This is a genomic window from Pseudomonas sp. PS01301, assembly GCF_029960215.1.
GTDB classification, from domain to species: Bacteria; Pseudomonadota; Gammaproteobacteria; order Pseudomonadales; family Pseudomonadaceae; genus Aquipseudomonas; species Aquipseudomonas coleopterorum.
This window is the reverse complement of sequence record NZ_JASCPM010000004.1, coordinates 44,940-64,710: the sequence shown is the minus strand read 5'-3', so window position 1 is coordinate 64,710 and position 19,771 is coordinate 44,940. Positions and strand designations below refer to the sequence as shown.

Below are 19,771 nucleotides of genomic sequence, written 5' to 3'. Positions count from 1 at the left end.
AAAAAGGCGATCCTTGCGGATCGCCTTTTTTCATTTCACCACTTTCAGGCTTGGACGCCCGGTAGGCCGTGGCGGGGGGTTTCCGGGTGGAGGGACATCGTCGTCTGATTCGACGATGTCCTCGAATTCGGCGTCGTCCTCCTCGTCCAACTCCGGCGACTCCAGGTCGAAGACCATGCCCTGGCCGTTCTCGCGGGCATAGATGCCAAGGATGGCGCCTGTAGGCACGAACAGCGTGTGCGATACGCCACCGAAACGACCGTCGAAACTGACCGCTTCGTTATCCATATGCAGGTTGCGTACGGCGCTGGGCGACACGTTCAATACGATCTGGCCATCGCTGGCAAAACCTTGCGGGACCCGTACCGAGGGATACTCGGCATTGACCAGCATGTGGGGGGTGCAGTCATTGTCGACGATCCACTCGTACAGCGCGCGGATCAGATAGGGACGACTGGAGTTCATCAACGGCTCCTCAAAACCTAGCGCATTTCACGTTCAGCGGCAGACAGGCTGGCCTTGAAGGCCTCCCGTGCGAACTGACGTTCCATATAGTCGAGCAGCGGCTTGGCGGGCCGCGGCAGTTCGATACCCATGATCGGCAAGCGCCAGAGTATCGGCAGTAGACAGCAGTCGACCAGACTTTGCTCATCGCTGAGGAAGCAGGGCTTGTCAGCGAACAGAGCCGACACGCCGGTCAGGCTTTCGCGCAGCTCCTTGCGCGCCTGGACGCGGGCGGCTTCCTTGCTGCGCGGATCCAGGATCAGATCGGCCAGGCCGCACCAGTCCCGCTGGATGCGGTGGATCAGCAGTCGGCTGTTGGCGCGCGCCACCGGATACACCGGCAACAGCGGCGGATGGGGATATCGTTCGTCGAGGTATTCCATCACCACGGTCGATTCGAACAGGGCCAGGTCCCGGTCGACCAGCGTCGGCGTGCTGCCGTAGGGGTTCACTTCGATCAGCCGGGGTGGCAGACGACCGCCTTCCACGTTGATGATCTCTGCGCTGACGCCTTTCTCGGCGAGAACGATGCGCACCCGATGAGAATAGTGGTCGGCGGGGTCGGAGTAACAGGCCAACCGATTGGTCACGCCCATGGCGGTCCTCCTCGCGTATAGAGTATGAATGCAAAAACGAGCGACCCCAGCAGGGGACGCAAGCAAGCCGCGAAGTTTACCGCACTTTCAACCCACGTCCTTCCAGTATTCGCGTTTCAGCAAGTAAGCGAGGAGGATCAGCACCGCCAGGTACAGCAATACGTACAAGCCAATCTGCCGGCTTTTGGTCTGTACCGGGTCGGCCGAGTAGGCCAGGAACGCCACCAGGTTCCTGACCTTGTCGTCGAATTGCCGAGCGTCGAGGCTACCGGTACCGGGTGTGACGCGCAGACGCGTGCACGGTTGCGCCGTCGGCTCGGCACAGTCGAGTACCTGACGGCCCTGCAGGCTTTCCAGCACATTAGGCATGCCGACGTTGGGGTAGACGGTATTGTTCACACCCCAGGGCCGCGCCGGGTCGGCGTAGAAGCCCTGCAGGTAGGCGTACAGCCAGTCGGTACCCCTCACGCGAGCGATCAGGGTCAGGTCGGGGACCTCGGCGCCGAACCAGGCCTTGGCATCTTCCGGCAGCAAACGTGTCTGCATGGGGTCGGCAATACTCGCCCCTGCTGGCGCCAAGGTCTGCAACATCTGTTCATAGGGTATGCCCAAATCGTCGGCCACCGTCTGGTACCGCTGAAATTGCGTGCCATGGCAGCCCATGCAATAGCCGACAAAGGTGTTCGCACCGTCGCGCAAAGCAGCCTTGTCGGTCATGTCGATCACGTCGATCACCATAGGTTGCACGCCAGAGGGGACGGGTGCCGCAAGGACCGTCAGCGGCGACAACAACAGCAGCAGCACAAATGCAATCAGCGCTTTCATCGGCTTGGAATCCGATCGGGCACCGGCCGGGTGATTTCCCGACGCGTGTACAGCGGCATCGCCAGGAAATAGCCAAAGTACAGCACCATGCACACCCGCGCCGCCCAGATCGTGGCGGTCGTGGCCGGTTGCATACCCAGGTAGCCCAGCGCCACGAACGCCAGGCAGAACAACGCCAATGCAGCGCGGCTGAACCCTCCCTTGTAGCGCATCGACTTCACCGGACTGCGGTCCAGCCAGGGCAGCACGAACACAATGGCGATCGCCAGGCCCATGGCGCACACGCCCATGAGCTTGTCGGGCACGGCGCGCAGAATCGCGTAGAACGGGGTGAAGTACCAGACGGGGGCAATGTGCTCCGGCGTCTTGAGCACGTTCGCGGGCTCGAAATTGGCCGGTTCCAGAAAGTACCCGCCCATCTGCGGAAAAAAGAACACCACGGCACTGAACACGAACAGAAACACCGCCACCCCGAGCAGATCCTTGACCGTGTAGTAGGGATGAAAGGCAATGCCGTCCAGCGGCTTGCCGTCCGCGTCGCGCAGGCGCTTGATGTCGATGCCGTCGGGGTTGTTCGAGCCCACCTCGTGCAGCGCCAGAATGTGCAGCACCACCAGCGCCACGATCAGCAGCGGCAAGGCCACCACATGCAAGGCAAAGAAACGGTTCAAGGTCACGCCCGAGACCAGGTAGTCGCCGCGGATCCACTGGGCCAGATCGGCGCCCACGATAGGGATGGCACCGAACAGCGAGATGATCACTTGCGCGCCCCAGTACGACATCTGCCCCCACGGCAACAGGTACCCCATGAAGGCCTCCGCCATCAGCAGCAGATAGATCGACATGCCGAACACCCACACCAGCTCGCGCGGTTTCTGATAGGAGCCATACAGCAGGCTGCGGAACATGTGCAGGTAGATCACGATGAAGAATGCCGAAGCACCGGTGGAATGCAGGTAGCGCAGCAGCCAGCCATATTCGACGTCGCGCATGATGTACTCGATGGACGCGAAAGCTCCCTCGGCCGTGGGCGTGTAGTTCATGGTCAGCCAGATGCCGGTGAGCAACTGATTGAGCAGCATCAGCAGCGCCAGAGATCCGAAAATGTAGAAAACACTCAGATTCTTCGGGACGTAGTACTGGCTCAGGTGGTTGCGCCACACCCTGCCCACCGGCAGGCGCGCTTCGATCCACTGCAACAGGCCTCGCATCAGGCACTCTCCCCATCGATGCCCAGCACGAGCACATCGGCACTTTCGTAGTAATGCGGTGGCACGGCGAGGTTCAAGGGTGCGGGCTGTGCCTTGTAGACACGCCCAGCCAGATCGTAGTGCGAGCCATGACAGGGGCAGAAATACCCGCCCTGCCAGTCCGGCCCCAGGTCGGCTGGCGCCACCTCGGGCCGGAAGGTGGGCGAGCAACCCAGGTGGGTGCAGATGCCGACCACCACCAGCACCTCGGGCCGGATGGCGCGCAACGCGGCGTCGACATACGTTGGCTGGTCCGAATCGCGCGATTCGGGATCGGCCAGATGGTCAATGTCGTGGGCAAGATTGTCGAGTACCTGTGGCGTGCGCCGGCAGATGAATACGGGTTGGCCACGCCAGCGGGCGACCATCTGCTGCCCAGGCTCGATCTTGGCAATGTTGACCTTGACCGGCGCTGCTGCGGCGCGAGCCTTGGCGCTGGGTTGCCATGAAGCCACGAACGGCACCGCTGCGCCGACCGCACCGGCAGCGCCCACCAGCGCCGTGGTTCTGACTAGAAAGCGACGGCGACCCTGGTCGATGTCACACACCCCGCCCTGCTCGTCCGCCATCCTCTACCTTAGCCTGCTGCAACAGGCATCTGCATTGTCCAGCGCGCAGTGTACCAGCGCCTTTGACGGATTGACGGGCGAAAAAAAACCCGGCTCGCGAGAACCGGGTTTTTCTGGAACGAAGACGCGAATTAACGCTTCGAGTACTGCGGACGCTTACGCGCTTTACGCAGACCGACTTTCTTACGTTCAACTTCACGAGCATCGCGAGTCACGAAGCCTGCTTTACGCAGGGCCGGACGCAGTGCTTCGTCGTAGTCCATCAGTGCACGGGTGATACCGTGACGGATCGCACCGGCCTGACCGCTGACACCACCACCGATGACGGTGACGTAGATGTCGAACTTCTCGGTGTTCTCGGTCAGCTCCAGCGGCTGGCGAACTACCATGCGGGCAGTTTCGCGACCGAAGAAGGTGTCCAGAGTGCGATTGTTGATGGAGATGTTACCGGTGCCCGGACGCAGGAAAACGCGAGCGGTTGCGGTCTTGCGACGGCCAGTGCCGTAATTTTGAGTCGCCGACATAATGAACTATTCCGTTAAAACTTCAGTTCTTGGGGCTGCTGAGCAGTATGAGGGTGAGCAGCGCCCGCATAGACTTTCAGCTTACGGTACATGTCGCGACCCAGCGGGTTCTTGGGCAGCATGCCCTTAACCGCGGTCTCGAGCACGCGCTCTGGCGCCTTGGCGATCAGCTTTTCGAAGTTGATCGACTTGATACCGCCCGGGAAACCGGAGTGGGAGTAGTAGATCTTGTCAGTGGTTTTGGCACCAGTGACACGCACCTGCTCGGCGTTGATGACGACGATGTAGTCGCCGGTGTCAACGTGAGGAGTGTACTCAGGCTTGTGCTTGCCACGCAGACGGCTCGCGATTTCTGTAGCCAGACGACCCAGGGTCTGACCAGCAGCATCAACGACGAACCAGTCGCGCTTTACTGTTTCCGGTTTAGCAGTAAAAGTTTTCATTCTTTATAGCCTCAGGGGCCGCCCAGCAAAAAGAGACGGCGGATCTTACTGAATAGTGCTTACTTTGACAAGTCAAAGGCAGCCGGGCACGGGACACTTTTGGGGGGCTCGGGTCTTCGCGTCACATACACGGCAAAATTCTTCCGGGAGGGGGGCATCACTTCCACTTCACAGAGAGGGGCCGAATTATCCAGATTGCGAAAAAAATATCAACCTGCTTTTATGATTCCTTTGCCAAGAGGAGTCACCGATGCACTATCGCAAGCTGGGACGTACCGATCTGAACGTGAGCGCGCTGTGCCTGGGCACGATGACCTGGGGCGAGCAGAACACCGAGGAGCAAGGCTTCGCGCAGATAGAAAGGGCCAAGACGGCCGGCATCAATTTCCTCGACACGGCGGAAATGTACCCCGTGCCACCGCGTCCGGAAACCTATGCCGCCACCGAGCGGGTGATCGGCAACTGGTTCAAGCGCCAGGGCGACCGCGCCGACTGGATCCTGGCGAGCAAGATCGCCGGCCCCGGCAACGGCATCAGCCATATCCGCGATGGCCAGCTTAAATTCAACCGCGAGCACATCGTCGCGGCCCTGGATGCCAGCCTGCAGCGGTTGCAGACCGACTGGATCGACCTCTATCAGTTGCACTGGCCGGAACGCAGCACCAACTTCTTCGGCAAGCTGGGCTATCAGCACACCCAGGACCACCTCGACACACCGTTGCAGGAAACCCTGCAGGTGCTCGACGAACAGGTCAAGGCCGGCAAGATCCGGCATGTCGGGCTGTCCAACGAAACGCCGTGGGGCACGATGAAGTTCCTGGGTCTGGCCGACAGCGGCAACCTGCCCCGCCCGGTGTCCATCCAGAACCCGTACAACCTGCTCAACCGCACCTTCGAGGTCGGCCTGGCCGAAGTGGCGATCCGTGAGCAGTGCGGGCTGCTGGCCTACTCGCCCCTGGCGTTCGGCATGCTTTCGGGCAAGTTCGAGAACGGCGCACGTCCGGCCGGCAGCCGTCTGGCGCTGTTCAGCCGTTTCACCCGCTACGCCAACGACCAGGCCATCGCTGCCACCAGCCGCTACGTGGCGCTGGCCCGCGAACACGGTCTGGACCCGGCGCAGATGGCCCTGGCCTTCGTGACCGCGCAGCCGTTCGTGACCAGCAACATCATCGGCGCGACCTCGCTGGAACAACTGGACAGCAACCTGGCGAGCATCGATCTGCAACTGTCCGAAGAGGTGCTGGCGGGTATCGAGGCGATCCACAAGGCGCAGCCGAATCCGGCGCCGTGACTTTCGATTGCTGCTGTTGCTGATGGCCTCTTCGCGGCCACTGGCCGCTCCTACAGGGATCTGAACATCTTTCGTAGGAGCGGTCAGCGGCCGCAAAGGGATCAATACCCTTCCCCTTCGCGACCTCGCTTGAATCCAGCGGCACTTCGGCCATATCCTGACCGCTTTCACCCCACAAGAATAAAATCATGATCTTCACGCCCCACACGCCTGCGCTGCGGCGCGTCTGCATTCTGGCCACCGATCAAGTCATGGCCTCGACCCTGATGCAGGCCAAGGACTTCTTCCACATGGCCAGCCTGCGCTACGGCAAGCAGCTGGGCCTGGACCGCCATGCGCTCTTCGAGACCCGCCTGGTCAGCCCGGACGGGCTGCCGGTGCGCAGTTTCAGCGAGGTCATGCTGCCGGTGGACGGTGGTCTGGAAGACGCCGACCTGATCATCCTGCCCGCTTGCTGGGGCGACTTCGACAGTGCTGCGGCGCGCTACCCGCAGGTGCTGCCCTGGCTGTGCGCCCAACACGGCCGCGGCGCGGTCCTGTGCGGTGAGGCCAGCGGCGTGTTCTGGCTGGCTGCCAGCGGCCTGCTGGACGGCAAGGAAGCGACCACCTACTGGCGCTTCTTCGAAGAATTCAAGCATCGCTTTCCCGGCGTTCGCCTCAATCAGGACAAGCACCTGACCGACGCGGACAACCTCTTCTGTGCCGGTGGGCCGGTGTCGGCCTGCGACCTGTACATTCATCTGATCGAGCGGTTCTGTGGCGCTCATGTAGCCCAGGCGGTGTCACGCGACACCCTGTACGAAGTGCAGCGCAGCTATACGCCTGGACGCATTGGCTTCGGTGGCCAGAAGCTGCACCGTGACGTGCCGATCCTGCACATCCAGCAATGGCTCGAAGAGCATTTCGCCGAGAAATTTCGTTTCGAGGACGTAGCCCGCGAGCGCGGCATGAGCATCCGCAACTTCATGCGTCGTTTCCACGCCGCCACTGGCGACAAGCCGCTGCATTACCTGCAGCGGCTGCGCATCGAAACTGCCAAGGGCCTGTTGTCAGGTACCCGCAAGAGCGTCAAGACGATCAGCTATGAAGTGGGGTACGACGATGCGAGCTTCTTCGCGCGGCTGTTCCGCCAGCACACCGAACTGTCGCCCAATGGCTATCGGCAGCAGTTCATGCAGGCGGCTTGAGGAAGCATCGCGGTGCGCCCTTCGCGGCCACGGACCGCTCCTACGGGGAATTATTCGCGGCCGCTGACCGCTCCCACGGACAATTGTAGGAGCGGTCAGCGGCCGCGAATCGGGCGCTGCGGTCTGTCAGGGCTTGTGCGCTCGGGACAGGAACTCGTGGGACTGCATTTCCAGCAGGCGGCTCAAGGTGCGCTGGAACTCGAAGTTCAGGCGACCACCGGTGTACAGGTCCTTGAGCTCCACTTCAGCCGAGATGATCAGCTTCACGTTGCGATCGTAGAACTCGTCGACCATGTTGATGAAGCGGCGAGCGATGTCGTCGGTGGTCACGCTCATCTGCTCGACACCACTGAGCAGTACGGCATTGAAGATCTTGCCCAGCTCGATGTAGTCGTTCTGGCTGCGTGGGCCGTCGCACAGCTCGCGGAATTCGAACCAGGCCACATCATCACAGGTGCGCAGCGCGCGGATCTCGCGATTCTCGATCATCAGGGGGTCGTTCTCGACCACCTTGGTGCTGTTGTGGGTCAGCGCCTTGAAGCTTTCGCGCATGCTCGCCTGGGCGGCTTCGTTGAGCGGTGAGTGGAACAGCTCGGCCTGCTCCAGGTGACGCAGGCGATAGTCGACGCCGCTGTCGACGTTGACGATCTCGGTGTGCTCCTTGATCAGCGCGATCGCCGGCAGGAAGCGCGCTCGTTGCAGACCGTCCTTGTACAGGCCGTCAGGCACGATGTTGGAGGTCGCCACCAGCGTCACGCCGTTCTTGAACAGCTCTTCCATCAAGGTGCCCAGGATCATCGCGTCGGTGATGTCCGAAACGAAGAATTCGTCGAAGCAGATCACCCGCGCCTCGTCGGAGAACCGCTTGGCGATCACCGTCAGCGGGTTCTTCACGTCCTTGAGGGTTTTCAGTTCCTCGTGCACGCGCTTCATGAAACGGTGGAAGTGCGTACGCACTTTCTGCTCGAACGGCAAGGCGTCGAAGAAGGTGTCGACCAGGTAGGTCTTGCCGCGGCCGACGCCGCCCCAGAAGTAAATCCCCTTGACCAGCTTGGGTTCCTTCTTGCCGAACAGCTTGCCGAACACGCCAGGTTTGCTGTGCCCGGCGGCGACCAGATCGTCGTACAGACGCTGCAGGTGGCGGACGGCATTTTCCTGGGCGGCGTCGTGGAAGAATTCGGGACGTTTGAGATCGGCTTGGTATCGTTCTAGGGGCGTCATATTCGTTAGCAAGGCAACAAAAACGGGCCGTCACTGTAGCGACGGCCCAGGATAATGGCAATGAGCTTTGCGACAGGGTGTCGCATCACTCCCCTTGGGGCTGCAGTGCCTTGCGCAACGCCTGAATGGCGGTATCGCGGGCCTCTGTCGTGGTGAACGCCGGGCCATCGGCCACGCAGGTGTCGTCCAGCCACAGCGTGAAGCTTTCGGCATCGCTGCGGATGTCCAGTTCACCGCCCTGCTGCAATTGCTTGCTGACCTGCCCGGCCGCCTTGCCGTCGGCGAAGCTGCGCGACAGCAGCAGTTGCTCGCCGCTGGCGTCGAGCAGACGGAAGCGGAAGCTGCCGTCGTCGTCACGGAAGCTGACGAAGCGTGCAGCCTTGGCGGCTTTCTTCTTGCCTGCCGTGGTCACCTGCACCTGCTCGCGGAAGGAGCGCAGCCCCACCGCCTCGCGCAGCTCACCCAGGAACGGCGTGGCAACGGCTCGCGCTTTGGCGGCGCCGGCCAGGAGGATGTCTTCCAGTTCCGCCGGGCGCTCGATGAAGTGGTGATAACGCTCGCGGGCTTCACCCAGCTCGGCATCGAGCAGGTTGAACAGGCGCGCCTTGGCCTCGCCCCAACCCAGCCCCTCACGCAGTGCGGCATGGAACTCGGCACTCTGCTCAGGCGTGGCGAAGGCCTGGAACAAGGTGAACAGGTGCGAATCGTCCGGGTCCTTGGCTTCGCCCGGCGCGCGCGAGTCGGTGACGATGCGCGAGAGGGCGTCTTTCATGTCCTTGGCGCTGGTGAACAACGGAATGGTGTTGTCGTAGCTCTTGGACATCTTGCGCCCGTCCAGGCCGGGCAAGGTGGCGACGCTTTCCTCGATCAACGCCTCGGGCATGACGAAGAACTCGCGGCCCTTGCCGAACAGGTGGTTGAAGCGCTGGCCGATGTCGCGGGCCATCTCCACGTGCTGGATCTGGTCGCGGCCGACCGGCACCTTGTGCGCATTGAACATCAGGATGTCGGCGGCCATCAGCACCGGATAGCTGTACAGGCCCATGGAGATGCCGGCATCGGGGTCCTCACCGGTTTCGACGTTCTTGTCCACCGACGCCTTGTAGGCATGGGCGCGGTTGAGCAGGCCCTTGGCGGCCACGCAGGTCAGCAGCCAGGTCAGTTCCGGGATTTCCGGGATATCGGACTGCCGATAGAACGTCACCCGCTCCACATCCAGACCCGACGCCAGCCAGGTGGCCGCGATTTCCAGACGCGAGCGCTGGATACGCAGCGGGTCATCGCATTTGATCAGGGCATGGTAATCGGCCAGGAAATAGAACGAGTCAGCGTCACTCTGGCGACTGGCAACGATCGCCGGGCGGATGGCGCCGGCATAGTTGCCAAGGTGAGGCGTGCCAGTGGTGGTGATACCGGTCAGGATACGAGTGGTCATGGGTCGATTCTTGTTCAGGAGCCGTGGACGGGCATCAGTTCGAAAGACGCGGCAGCAGCAGATCCTTGAGGTCGGTCAGCTTGCCGTGGAAAAAGTGCCCGCATTCTGCCACTTTCAGCAGCTCGTGGGGGCGCTCGAGCTTGTCGGACCAGTCGTAGACGAGCTGTGGATCGACCACTTCGTCGGCATCCGGCTGGATCACGGTCAACGTGGCCTGCTGCGGCAAGCGCTCGGTTAGCCGCATCACCGCTGGAGCGACCATGAACAACTGCTGCACCGCCTCGCCTTCAGCCTCCAGGCGGCCGGCCAGGGTGGCTGCCACGAAACCGCCAAAGGAAAAGCCCAGAATCGTCAGCGGCAGTTCGGGGTGTTTCGCTCGAAGCCAGCGGGCCACGGCCCAGGCATCGCCGACTTCGCCGCTGCCCATGTCATGGCTTCCGGCGCTGGCGCCGACGCCGCGGTAGTTGAAGCGCAGCGTCAGCATGCCGGCATCGCGAGCGGTGCGTTGCAAGGTGGACACCACCTTGTTGAGCATGGTCCCGCCCTGTACCGGATTGGGGTGGCAGATCAAGGCGATGCCCGTAGCATCGGCGGTGTCGAGGTACAACGCTTCGAGTGGGCCCTGCGGGCCGTCGATGAAAACTGCGGTTTCGCGGATGAGCAAGGGGTGAACTCCGTGACCCCAACAGGGGTCGACTCGTCTAGCTGGAAGATTCTGGCCTGTGAAATTGCGCAAGTGCGCGGTATACAGCGCAGGTCCGAGCCGTTAACGTAAAGCAAAGCCGTTTATAGAGGAAGGACTCGTGGAACTCTCGCTCTTAGTTTGGTTGTTGCCAACCCTGGCCCTGGTGGTCGGTGTGGTCATCGGTTTTGCCGTCGCGCGCCTGGCACCCCGTGCCGTGCCCAATGGCACACAGCGTCAGCTCGATGATATCCAGGAACGTTTCGATACCTACCAGAACGAGGTGGTCACCCATTTCAACAGCACCGCGATCCTGGTCAAGAAACTGACCCAGAGCTATCAGGAAGTGCAGGACCACCTGGCCGAAGGCGCCGACCGTCTGGCCCTGGACGAACTCACTCGCCAGCGCCTGCTCGCCGCCCTGCATTCGGACGCGCCGCAGCCCCACCGCGAGCGCCTGACACCGCCGCGCGATGCCGAGCCACCTCGCGACTATGCGCCCAAGGCAGCGAACTCGCCTGGCATGCTGGACGAGCAATACGGCCTGAAGCGCAAGTAAGGCGGCCCGTTCGATCAGTGTGAAGAATGCGGCAAAAAAAAACGGGGCCTGAATCATCAGGCCCCGTTTTTTTCATGCCCCGGCCAACGATGGGCCGAGCGCCAGGCTCAGAGCGCCAGGTACACTTCATCGTAAGGCGGCGCGATTTCGCTGCGCAGTATCCCGATCCATTTGCCGTGGGTTGCTTCGTCGGTCTTTTGTTTCTCGATTCCGTCGAAGCGTTGCTCCACGGTTTTCAAGTGTGCCGCGGTGTAGGCATCACGAGGGCCGCGTGGATGCGCGTAGTGAAAGTGGGCGTACCACAAGGGTTTTCCCGCCGTATCGGCCACCAGGTATTCCTCCAGATAGCCGGGCGAGCGTTTGAGCTTGCTGCGAGCCCCCACGCGGCTGATCCGTGCTGCACCCTGACGGTACAGGTAGTCAACCCGAGCCGCCGCCGGGGGCTGCCACTTGACCATATGAATGCGGATCAGGCGTCCTTGCTCGATCAACTCGGCGGCCTTGTCACGAAACAGCTGCGCGCGACCATGGGCTGATGTCTGCTGGCTGGTGGCCTCGTCCACCTCATTGTCGCGGGTCAGTTGCTGTTCGACGGCATCGGCCGCCTCATTCAACTGCTGTGCATACAGCCGTAGCCGATCCTCGACCTCCACCGGCAGATAGGGCTTTTGCGCTTCCTTCCAGGCCGTACGGGTCTGCTGGTCGGCACCGTGCAACAGCTGGTTGCCACGCCGGATCGCCACGTTCAGCGAGCGGCCCGCCGGTCGTGGACGCGCCACCTCGGGTGTTTTCAGCGCCTCCCAATCAGCCTGTGCCGGATCCTTGCCAAACGAGGCCAGAACTTTCTTTTCGATGGGGTCGATCACGTCGACGATGTCGCGATCGGTGACGGCAACCTTGGTCCGACGCTGCCCGACCACCAACCCTCTGTGACGGGTCACGAAGATGTTCTTGTGACGCGCCTGCTGGCGCTGCTTGCGGGTCATCTTGAACTGTTCGCGGATCAGCGGCACCAGCGCGGCCTGGGCACTGTCGCGCAACTCCTGAATCAGGCCGGCCAGGCGCAGACGCGCAGGCTCGTGCAACTGCTCGCCATGCTCATTGGTATAGAACGCCAGGGATTGCTGGGCAGCCTCATATTGCAGGTCCAGACTGTTGAGCAATTCGACCCGATCGTTGAGGGAGTATTCGGCGGTTTCTTCCAGCGCGGCATGGGTCTGCGCCGCCAGGCGAACCGGCTCGGCCACCGAGTCCATCATCCGATCAGCCACTTGCGAGGTGGCGATATGGCGGATGCTGGTCAGCGCCAGGCCATCCACCAGCAGGCCGATCCAGCGTCGGATCGACAAGGCCTCGATCCAGTTTGCGGCCAGTTTCTCCAGTGCTGTCGCGCCTTCGATCGGCATGCGCCGCAGCTGCTCTTTCCACTGGGTGAGTTCTTTGCTCAGTTGAACCTGCTTGTCGAGGATATCGATACTGTCGCTGACATAATCGAAAAACAGTCGAGACTGCTGCTCGCTCATGTCTGAGCCGTCCAGAAGCGCACTGATGTCATCGGCCCTGTCGCGATAATCCAGACTTTTGTAGCGCAGGTTGATGACCTCTTCCTGGCCCACCTCACACAATTGGAACAGCAGGCTGGCCTGCTCCTTGGCACGGTTGCCGTAGGGCTCGAGCTGGTTGAGCTCCAGACTGACCGCAAGTACCTGGCGCAACGCGGCCAGATAATTGCCGGTCGCCTCGCTCAGGGCATTGCGCAGCCCTCTGAGGCGTTCGCTGTCCTTAGCCTCGAAGGCACGGTTGACCTTGCGCAACACCGCGTTGACCTGTTCGTGCAAAGACGAGCGCTTCTGATTGAATTCAATGATCTGCTGGTCACAGGCCTGCATCCGCTGTCGATTGGCTGCCCGCAGTGCCGCAATGCTGCGCTTGGGTCCACCGCCGCGCAGACGCAGGTGCAGATCCAGACGCCAGCGCCCGACTTCATCGCGCTCCACCCAGGGCCCCGGTGTCTGCGGGCGAGCGGCATCGATGATGCGCACCCGCCCATCATCGACCATGACCTGATAGAAATGCCCCTCCAGTGGCAACAACCAGCGCTCACCATCCAGGTACAAACCGCGCAACGCACCATGTGGCAGGGGCTCGGGCATCGGCTGCGGAGCAGCAACGCGGTAGCTGGCCAACGCAGTGGCATCCTCGGGGCTGAGCCGGTGCTGGGCACGCGCCCAGGAAAAACTCAGGTGCGCGTTGGCGTCGAAGGCCTGCACCGGTGTCAGTGATAACTGCGTCGTCACCACCGCCTTTGCAGGTACGGGCAGTACCGGCTGGCGAAACTCGCGGATCGCCATGGCCCGCTCGGAGGTATGAATCAGCAATACCAACGCAATGTTGAAGAGCAGGTCCACCAGTTGATCATCTGCCGCAGTCTTGTCGCCGCTGGCCTGCGCGACCAGCGTGACGTTGCTCGCGGCCATGGCCTGGATCAGCCAGCCGGCGGTGGCCAAGGGTCCCGAAAGAACGGGCAAGAGCGCGTTGAACACGGTCCAGCCCAGCGCGCGATAACCGATCCAGCGGCTTTCCTCGCTGGAAATCGACTGCCGATCAGCCACCGTAATCAGGGCATTCGCGCTGCCCTGGTACAGCTCGGCCAATACATCGCCACCCAGGGCGATGCCCTTCAAGGTGGCTGCAACAGGAACGCTGAGCGGCGCATAGTCCGAACCTTGGCCGAACCGCACCAGGTGCGGCTGATGAAAGCCACCGTTGGCGTATCGGGCACGGGCCGGGGCATCGAGCCAGTCGAGCACGCTACGCTGCACCTCGCCCTCCTCGGCGATGGCCTCGAACAGAGCCGCGCGGTCCGAGTATTGGATCAACGTCGGCTGCATGAGCGGGCGGTACAGCACCTGCAGACCGGAACCGTCGGTGGCGGCGATGACATACATGTTGCAGACCCTGTCGACCTTCATGTCCGCCCCGGGCAGTATGCCGAGCGCCTGAATGCCCACACTGATGCCTTCGATTTCAGGGTTGCCTGCGACTTCCATGACCCCGGCCACGTACTTCCAGCCCAGGCGGGTGAATCCGCACAGCCCGCGAATGCTGTTTTCCAACGCCAGCATGGGCAACTGACACTGCAACTGACTGGTGAACAATGCCTGGCGCCGAGTGGACTCGCCGGGGTTCTGCAGCAGTTTCTCCTTGAGCAACGCCAGGTAGCCGCCTGCGGCGTCGGTCCTGGTGACCAAGGCCTGGATACTGGTCTCGTCGACCCAGGCAGGCAGCGTGACACCCGCCTTGGGCTGGATCAGCAAGCGCCCCTGAGGTCGGCCCGAGAGGTTGTAAAGAGCAAGGTCCACAAGGCTGATGACATGATCCTCCAAGGTCATGTCACCGGCATTGACGATGCTCAACTGCGCGTTCGGCACCGTCAGGATATGCACTTCGATGTCATCGACAGCGCCGAGCATTGCATGCGGATGGTCCAGGGCGATCTGTCTGATCAGCGCTTGTTCGGCAAAGTCGGTGATGGTGGGGATGCCGTCCAGAAACGAGGCCTGTTGCTGCTGTTCGCGCAAGGTGGCCAACGTTGCCAGGTACAACGAGAACTCTCGGCGTTGCGCGTCATCGGCCTTCGTCAGCCATGCTGGCAAACCCGCTTGCACGGCTTGCAGGCGGGCGCGCTCTTCGGCGCTGTCGATATCGAACAGGCATGTCACATGCTCGGTGCCCCGCTCCAGAGCCCCTGCCCCGAGGCCATTGGTTCGGCAATAAGTCCCCAGTGTCTGCACCGCTTCGAGTTGTTGCTCCAGAATGGCCTGGGCCTGCGCCTCGAAGATGTTGCCCGTGGGCGAATACAGCGCCAGCTCCAGCGCCGGGCCGGTGACCGCATGCCCCAGGTGCATGGCGAATGCATCGGCCATCGCCTGTAAGGTCGGGAAGCTCTCAAGCCCGTTGACCGGGGTGTACATCAGCAACACTTCGCCGCCCTGGCTGCCGACCCGCCGGCGGATGATCAAGGCGTGGGTGAGTTCGGCGTGGCGCTGCAACGGCACGCCCATGGCCTGGACACTGACCAGGCTCGCTTCGATGGTGTCTGCAGCGTACAGCGCGCGCTGACGGGCGCCTGGCATCGTGACCAGCAGCATGGCAGTAGCGCCTTGGTCGTTGCTCAGGCGACCTGCCGTCTGCTCGCGTTCGATGCTGTGCTGGAGCCTGGACTGCAGCGCGCTGCCCAGCCATTGCCAGCGATTGCCTCCTGCCGACTCGGTCGCGTCCCAGTAAGTACACAACGCTTCGCTGTAGGCTTGCAGTATCTGCGGGCCCCACTCGTTGACGATGCCCTGCACCTGAGTCATGTCCACGGCCAGCGCGCTCGGGTTTTCGGCACCTGCCTGTGCAGTGAGAAAGTGGTAGCCCTGAACGAGAATGATGTTTTCATCATGCAGAAAGCGGTCGATCAGGGCATCGGCCAGCAACAGCTTGCGGTACCCCGCGAACGATGCCGCGCTCGTTGGGCCGATGGGCTCGAACAGATGAACATGGGAAAAATCCACATCCAACTTCGGGTACTGGACGGCGAACTGTGTTTTCAGGACCTGCAGCGCGACATCGCGCAACGAGGGGCGGCTGGCGAAACGCTTGCTGACACTGCTGGCCATGGGGGCGGATCGAGCGATTTCACCGCTCAGGGAAAGAAGATGGGTCACGGGGGCTGGCGCCTTCAAGAATGTATGAAAGCGCATCAGGCACCGTTCAGCGCCCTGCCCGGTGGTAGACAGTTAGTCACCGTAAACAAAAGACCCCGCCGTGGCGGGGTCTCTTGTCGTTTCGCAAGGCTTAGATCGCGCCGCGGCTGCGCAGCAGATCCAGGACTCGCTTGACGCCTTCCTCGACGGACGAGGCCTGGGTATCGATCACCAGATCGGCATTCAACGGCACATCGTAGGGGAAAGACTCGCCCGGGATGTTGTCCTGATCCGCAGCGTACAGACCCTGAGGGTCGCGTTCGCGGCAGACCAGCGGCGAGGCCTGGACGTAGACGGTCAGCAGCCGATCGCTACCGATCAGGTCACGCGCCTGCTCACGGCCGGCTGCATCCGGCGCCACGAAGGCGGCCAGGGTCACCAGCCCTGCTTCGTTGAACTGGCGCGCCACGTGAGCGGCACGACGCCAGTTTTCGGTACGCCCGGCGCGGTCCTGTGGCAGACCTTTGTTCAGGTCATGCCGCAGGTTCTGGCCATCGAGCACGAACACTGCGCGGCCCATGTCGAACAGCTTGCGCTCGACGGCGTAGGCCAGGGTGCTCTTGCCCGCGCCCGACAGACCGCTGAACAGCACGGTAGCCGGTTGCTGACCGAAGCGCTGGGCACGCTCCTCAGTGGTTACATGAGCGGAGCGACCGTGGGACTCGCCGCCCTGGGTGGCGACTGCCGGTGCGATGATCATGCCGGCGCCGACGGTGCCGTTGGTCAGGCGGTCGATGATGATGAACGCGCCGGTGGTGCGGTTGCTGTCGTAACCGTCCAGAGCGATGGCGCTGTCCAGCGACACCTTGACCTTGCCGATCTCGTTGAGCTGCAGCGCACTGGCCGGGCCTTCGGCCAGGGTGTTGACATCGACCTTGTGCACGATGCTGGCGATCGAGCCCGGCACGTAGCTGGTGGCCCGCTTGATGTCGTACTTCTTGCCCGGCAGCATCGGCTCTTCGGCCATCCACACCAGCATCGCTTCGAAGCTGTCGGAGACGGTCGGCACGTTGGCGGCATGCACCAGCAGGTCGCCACGGGAGATGTCGATCTCGTCTTCCATGGTCAGGGTCACGGCCTGGCCGGGACCGGCGTGTTCCAGCTCACCCTCGAAGGTGACGATGGATTTGACCCGGCTGCTCTTGCCCGAAGGCAACACCACCACTTCGTCGCCCTTGTGCACGATACCGCTGGCCAGGGTGCCGGCGAAGCCGCGGAAGTTCAGGTTCGGTCGGTTGACGTACTGAACCGGGAAACGCAGGTCGTCGAAGTTGCGATCGGCCGCCACTTCCACGGTTTCCAGAATCTCCATCAGGGTCTGGCCGGTGTACCACGGCGATTGCTCGCTGCGGTTGACCACGTTGTCGCCCTTGAGCGCCGACATCGGCACGAAGGCCAAGGTGGTCGGTTGCAGGCCGATGGCTTCGGCGAACTTGAGGTAGTCGGCCTTGATCTGCTCGAACACGCCCTCATCGAAGCCCTTGAGGTCCATCTTGTTGATGGCCACAACGATGTGCTTGATGCCCAGCAGGGACGCGATGTAGCTGTGCCGGCGGGTCTGGGTCTGCACGCCGTAGCGGGCATCGACGAGGATGATCGCCAGGTCGCAGGTGGACGCGCCGGTGGCCATGTTGCGCGTGTACTGCTCATGGCCCGGGGTGTCGGCGATGATGAACTTGCGCTTGGCCGTGGAGAAATAGCGGTAGGCGACATCGATGGTGATGCCCTGCTCGCGCTCGGCCTGCAGGCCGTCGACCAGCAGCGCCAGGTCGACTTCTTCACCCGTGGTGCCGGATTTCTTCGAGTCGCGGGTGATGGCTTCCAGGTGATCTTCGTAGATCATCTTGGAGTCGTGCAGCAGGCGCCCGATCAGGGTGCTCTTGCCGTCGTCGACGTTGCCGCAGGTAAGGAAGCGCAGCAGTTCCTTGCGTTCGTGCTGGGCCAGGTAGGCGAGGATGTCCTCGCTGATCAATTCGGATTGGTGCGACATGTTCTGACCCTGCTTTAGAAGTAGCCCTGACGTTTCTTGTCTTCCATGGAACCGGCGCCATCGTGATCGATGACCCGGCCCTGGCGCTCGGACGTTCGCGTCAAGAGCATTTCCTGGATGATGTCGGTGAGGCTTTCGGCCTCGGACTCCACCGCGCCCGTCAACGGGTAGCAGCCAAGGGTACGGAAACGCACTTTCTTCTTGACGATGCTGGCCTTCTCTTCCTCGCTGAGGTGCTCGAGGATCCGGTCGTCATCGATCATGATCAGCGTGCCGTTCTTCTCGATCACTTCACGTTCGGCGGCGAAGTACAGCGGCACGATCGGGATGCCTTCCAGGTAGATGTACTGCCAGATGTCGAGCTCGGTCCAGTTCGACAGAGGGAACACACGGATCGATTCGCCCTTGTTGACCTTGCCGTTGTAGACGTTCCACAGCTCTGGGCGCTGATTCTTCGGATCCCAGCGGTGCTTGCTGTCCCGGAACGAGTAGACCCGTTCCTTGGCCCGCGACTTCTCTTCGTCGCGGCGCGCGCCACCGAAGGCGGCGTCGAAGCCGTGCTTGTCCAGCGCCTGTTTCAGGCCCTGGGTCTTCATGATGTCGGTGTGCTTGGAGCTGCCGTGGGTGAAGGGGTTGATGCCCTGCGCCACGCCCTCGGGATTGACGTGCACCAACAGGTCCAGGCCTAGTTCCTCGACCATGCGATCGCGGAACTTGTACATTTCCTGGAACTTCCACTGGGTGTCGACGTGCATCACCGGGAACGGCAGCTTGCCGGGGAAGAAGGCCTTGCGCGCCAGATGCAGCATCACGGCCGAGTCTTTGCCGATGGAGTACAACATCACCGGGTTATCGAACTCAGCGGCCACCTCACGAATGATGTGGATGCTTTCCGCCTCCAGCTGTTTCAGATGCGTCAGTTTGTCGACCATGGCTACTCACGGAATACAGTCTTTATGGACGGCCTGCGGGCCGTGTTCGAGCCGGGCACTTTAACACGGCGTATGGATGGGTCGTGGGAGGTGGTTAGATCGAAGGGGTATATCAATATGCCTTGTGGTTTGGAGGTTCCGGCATGGCTCCCCCCCTTCGCGGTCGCAATGTGGGAGCGGGTCTCTGCCCGCGAATCGGGCACTACGGTCCAGCTATCAGATGGGATTGGGACAGTCGATGAACACATGCTCGAGCGCAAAGCGCCGTGCCAGGTAATCACCCAGCGCCTGGACCCCATAGCGTTCGGTGGCATGATGCCCGGCGGCGATGAAGCTGATGTCGTTCTCGCGCGCGCTGTGAAAAGTCTGCTCGGACGCTTCGCCACTGATGTACAGGTCGACACCGGCCGCAATCGCACGGTCGATGTAGCCCTGCCCGCCACCGGTGCACCAGCCCACGCGCCGGATCTTTTCGCTGCCTTCGATCAGCAACGGCTCACGGCCCAGCACTTCCTGCACGCGGCGAGCGAAGTCGCGCGGGTGCATCGGTTCAGGCAATGAGCCGATCAGCCCCACCACGCGGCTGTCGGCCGGGTCCAGCGGACCTTCCACCGTGAGCTCCAGCTGCCGCGCCAGCTGCACGTTGTTGCCCACTTCGGCGTGCACATCCAGCGGCAGGTGATAGGCCAACAGGCTGATGTCGTGCCTGAGCAACGTCTTCAGACGTCGCTGTTTCATGCCGACCACACAGGGGTTCTCGCCCTTCCAGAAATAGCCATGATGCACCAGCACCAGATCGGCCTTGGCTTCCACCGCGGCATCGAGCAACGCCTGGCTTGCCGTGACCCCGCTGACGATACGCATGACCTGCGGGCGCCCTTCCACCTGCAAACCATTGGGACAGTAATCCTGGATCTTCGCGCTGCCCAGATAACGGTCGGCTTCTTCGACCAACGTGTTCAGTGCCACAGCCATAAAAGTCTCCACAAAGGCAGTTCAGCGCGGCGCAAGC

Annotated in this window: 17 protein-coding genes; 3 read left to right on the top strand and 14 right to left on the bottom strand. The window is 62.1% G+C overall.

What is annotated here, in order from left to right:
• Positions 1–30 precede the first annotated feature (30 nt).
• The 7 genes from QMX89_RS03080 to rplM all read right to left on the bottom strand — a co-directional run bounded on the left by QMX89_RS03080 (position 31) and on the right by rplM (position 4,711).
• Positions 31–465 (bottom strand): ClpXP protease specificity-enhancing factor, encoded by a 435-nt coding sequence (locus QMX89_RS03080; protein WP_049860609.1) that lies wholly within the window; start codon positions 463–465, stop codon positions 31–33.
• 17 nt (positions 466–482) lie between these two features.
• Positions 483–1,100, bottom strand: a complete 618-nt coding sequence (locus QMX89_RS03075) for a glutathione S-transferase N-terminal domain-containing protein (protein ID WP_049860608.1) — start codon at positions 1,098–1,100, stop codon at positions 483–485.
• An 87-nt stretch (positions 1,101–1,187) separates the two neighbouring features.
• On the bottom strand, positions 1,188–1,925 hold the full coding sequence (locus QMX89_RS03070) for a cytochrome c1 (RefSeq protein WP_282346745.1): 738 nt from the start codon (positions 1,923–1,925) through the stop codon (positions 1,188–1,190).
• Positions 1,922–3,136, bottom strand: a complete 1,215-nt coding sequence (locus QMX89_RS03065) for a cytochrome b N-terminal domain-containing protein (protein ID WP_282346743.1) — start codon at positions 3,134–3,136, stop codon at positions 1,922–1,924. The genes QMX89_RS03070 and QMX89_RS03065 overlap by 4 nt, the downstream gene beginning before the upstream one ends.
• Positions 3,136–3,744 carry a ubiquinol-cytochrome c reductase iron-sulfur subunit gene (gene petA / locus QMX89_RS03060; protein ID WP_282346741.1) on the bottom strand — a complete coding sequence of 203 codons (609 nt, stop codon included), beginning with the start codon at positions 3,742–3,744 and terminating at the stop codon, positions 3,136–3,138. The genes QMX89_RS03065 and petA overlap by 1 nt, the downstream gene beginning before the upstream one ends.
• A 131-nt stretch (positions 3,745–3,875) precedes the next feature.
• Entirely contained in the window at positions 3,876–4,268 is a 393-nt protein-coding gene (gene rpsI / locus QMX89_RS03055; protein ID WP_049860604.1) for a 30S ribosomal protein S9, read from the bottom strand.
• Positions 4,269–4,282: 14 nt separating this feature from the next.
• The gene (rplM, locus tag QMX89_RS03050; protein ID WP_043186791.1) at positions 4,283–4,711 is read right to left on the bottom strand and encodes a 50S ribosomal protein L13; all 429 of its coding nucleotides are present in this window, start codon (positions 4,709–4,711) and stop codon (positions 4,283–4,285) included.
• A 250-nt stretch (positions 4,712–4,961) separates the two neighbouring features.
• Here rplM and QMX89_RS03045 point away from each other — a divergent pair, with 250 nt between their 5' ends.
• Together QMX89_RS03045 and QMX89_RS03040 are read left to right on the top strand one after the other, a co-directional pair.
• Entirely contained in the window at positions 4,962–6,002 is a 1,041-nt protein-coding gene (locus tag QMX89_RS03045) for an NADP(H)-dependent aldo-keto reductase (RefSeq protein ID WP_282346736.1), read from the top strand.
• Between the two features lie 290 nt (positions 6,003–6,292).
• On the top strand, positions 6,293–7,189 hold the full coding sequence (locus QMX89_RS03040) for a GlxA family transcriptional regulator (RefSeq protein WP_282346932.1): 897 nt from the start codon (positions 6,293–6,295) through the stop codon (positions 7,187–7,189).
• 126 nt (positions 7,190–7,315) lie between these two features.
• On the opposite strand, the gene zapE is transcribed toward QMX89_RS03040, so the two are convergent.
• The 3 genes from zapE to QMX89_RS03025 all read right to left on the bottom strand — a co-directional run bounded on the left by zapE (position 7,316) and on the right by QMX89_RS03025 (position 10,509).
• Positions 7,316–8,410: a cell division protein ZapE gene (zapE, locus tag QMX89_RS03035; RefSeq protein ID WP_049860601.1), complete on the bottom strand. Its 1,095-nt coding sequence runs from the start codon at positions 8,408–8,410 to the stop codon at positions 7,316–7,318.
• Positions 8,411–8,495: 85 nt separating this feature from the next.
• The gene (locus tag QMX89_RS03030) at positions 8,496–9,845 is read right to left on the bottom strand and encodes a tryptophan--tRNA ligase (RefSeq protein ID WP_282346735.1); all 1,350 of its coding nucleotides are present in this window, start codon (positions 9,843–9,845) and stop codon (positions 8,496–8,498) included.
• Between the two features lie 34 nt (positions 9,846–9,879).
• Positions 9,880–10,509: an alpha/beta fold hydrolase gene (locus tag QMX89_RS03025; protein WP_282346734.1), complete on the bottom strand. Its 630-nt coding sequence runs from the start codon at positions 10,507–10,509 to the stop codon at positions 9,880–9,882.
• Positions 10,510–10,648: 139 nt separating this feature from the next.
• Between QMX89_RS03025 and QMX89_RS03020 the strand changes: the two genes are divergently transcribed.
• The gene (locus QMX89_RS03020; RefSeq protein ID WP_049860598.1) at positions 10,649–11,086 is read left to right on the top strand and encodes a DUF1043 family protein; all 438 of its coding nucleotides are present in this window, start codon (positions 10,649–10,651) and stop codon (positions 11,084–11,086) included.
• Between the two features lie 107 nt (positions 11,087–11,193).
• On the opposite strand, the gene QMX89_RS03015 is transcribed toward QMX89_RS03020, so the two are convergent.
• The 4 genes from QMX89_RS03015 to QMX89_RS03000 form a co-directional block, all read right to left on the bottom strand.
• Entirely contained in the window at positions 11,194–15,798 is a 4,605-nt protein-coding gene (locus tag QMX89_RS03015) for a hypothetical protein (RefSeq protein ID WP_282346732.1), read from the bottom strand.
• A 130-nt stretch (positions 15,799–15,928) separates the two neighbouring features.
• Positions 15,929–17,827, bottom strand: coding sequence for a sulfate adenylyltransferase subunit CysN (gene cysN / locus QMX89_RS03010; RefSeq protein ID WP_282346731.1), 1,899 nt, complete (start codon positions 17,825–17,827; stop codon positions 15,929–15,931).
• Positions 17,828–17,841: 14 nt separating this feature from the next.
• On the bottom strand, positions 17,842–18,759 hold the full coding sequence (cysD, locus tag QMX89_RS03005) for a sulfate adenylyltransferase subunit CysD (protein ID WP_056845033.1): 918 nt from the start codon (positions 18,757–18,759) through the stop codon (positions 17,842–17,844).
• Positions 18,760–18,975: 216 nt separating this feature from the next.
• The gene (locus QMX89_RS03000) at positions 18,976–19,734 is read right to left on the bottom strand and encodes a Nif3-like dinuclear metal center hexameric protein (protein WP_192065152.1); all 759 of its coding nucleotides are present in this window, start codon (positions 19,732–19,734) and stop codon (positions 18,976–18,978) included.
• Between the last annotated feature and the right edge of the window lie 37 nt (positions 19,735–19,771).

Coding starts and splice junctions, on each gene's coding strand:
- QMX89_RS03080 (WP_049860609.1), bottom strand. CDS start 465: ATGAACTCCAGTCGTCCCTATCTGATCCGCGCGCTGTACGAGTGGATC.
- QMX89_RS03075 (WP_049860608.1), bottom strand. CDS start 1,100: ATGGGCGTGACCAATCGGTTGGCCTGTTACTCCGACCCCGCCGACCAC.
- QMX89_RS03070 (WP_282346745.1), bottom strand. CDS start 1,925: ATGAAAGCGCTGATTGCATTTGTGCTGCTGCTGTTGTTGTCGCCGCTG.
- QMX89_RS03065 (WP_282346743.1), bottom strand. CDS start 3,136: ATGCGAGGCCTGTTGCAGTGGATCGAAGCGCGCCTGCCGGTGGGCAGG.
- petA (WP_282346741.1), bottom strand. CDS start 3,744: ATGGCGGACGAGCAGGGCGGGGTGTGTGACATCGACCAGGGTCGCCGT.
- rpsI (WP_049860604.1), bottom strand. CDS start 4,268: ATGTCGGCGACTCAAAATTACGGCACTGGCCGTCGCAAGACCGCAACC.
- rplM (WP_043186791.1), bottom strand. CDS start 4,711: ATGAAAACTTTTACTGCTAAACCGGAAACAGTAAAGCGCGACTGGTTC.
- QMX89_RS03045 (WP_282346736.1), top strand. CDS start 4,962: ATGCACTATCGCAAGCTGGGACGTACCGATCTGAACGTGAGCGCGCTG.
- QMX89_RS03040 (WP_282346932.1), top strand. CDS start 6,293: ATGGCCAGCCTGCGCTACGGCAAGCAGCTGGGCCTGGACCGCCATGCG.
- zapE (WP_049860601.1), bottom strand. CDS start 8,410: ATGACGCCCCTAGAACGATACCAAGCCGATCTCAAACGTCCCGAATTC.
- QMX89_RS03030 (WP_282346735.1), bottom strand. CDS start 9,845: ATGACCACTCGTATCCTGACCGGTATCACCACCACTGGCACGCCTCAC.
- cysN (WP_282346731.1), bottom strand. CDS start 17,827: ATGTCGCACCAATCCGAATTGATCAGCGAGGACATCCTCGCCTACCTG.
- cysD (WP_056845033.1), bottom strand. CDS start 18,759: ATGGTCGACAAACTGACGCATCTGAAACAGCTGGAGGCGGAAAGCATC.
- QMX89_RS03000 (WP_192065152.1), bottom strand. CDS start 19,734: ATGGCTGTGGCACTGAACACGTTGGTCGAAGAAGCCGACCGTTATCTG.